We start from the raw sequence: 451 nt of genomic DNA, 5'->3' as shown, positions 1-451 counted from the left end.
CGCTGGCCCAGCTGCTCGCGCTGCGGCTTGTCCAGCCATGGCAAGGCGGCCAGGGCCACGATGCGCCCACGCAGGCGTGCGGCCAGCGCATGGGCGAACGCAGTGGTGAGATAGGCGATGCGACGGCGGCGGCCGGGGTCATCGGCCAGCAGCAGGTTCACCTGGCGGGCCAGCGAACGCGATTCGTAGACCAGCTGGCCCCACAGCTTGCGGCCTTCCCACCAGCGCTCGTAGCAGGCGCTGTTGCGGAAGCTGAGGAAGATCGACAGGACCAGGCCGAGCAGGGTGAACGGCGTGACCGACACGCGCTCGATGCCGGTCGGCGGGGCCAGCTCCACCACCGCCGCCACGGCGATGGACAGGATCAGGATGGCCAGCACCTTCGGCGCGATCGCTTTGACGATCGAGCCGCGCAGGATGTACAGCAGTTGCCAGCCGTGGGGACGGGGTC

1 protein-coding gene is annotated in these 451 nt (G+C 69.8%); it reads right to left on the bottom strand.

Translation table 11 applies throughout. From position 1 onward, the window contains the following. The coding region (locus tag EN850_RS33565) for a bestrophin (protein WP_136092938.1) at positions 1-451 on the bottom strand (451 nt) is incomplete at both ends.

It is taken from the genome of Mesorhizobium sp. M8A.F.Ca.ET.207.01.1.1 (assembly GCF_004794715.1).
GTDB lineage: Bacteria > Pseudomonadota > Alphaproteobacteria > Rhizobiales > Rhizobiaceae > Mesorhizobium.
Note: the sequence above shows the minus strand (reverse complement) of the source record. Positions and strands in the feature narration are given on the sequence as shown.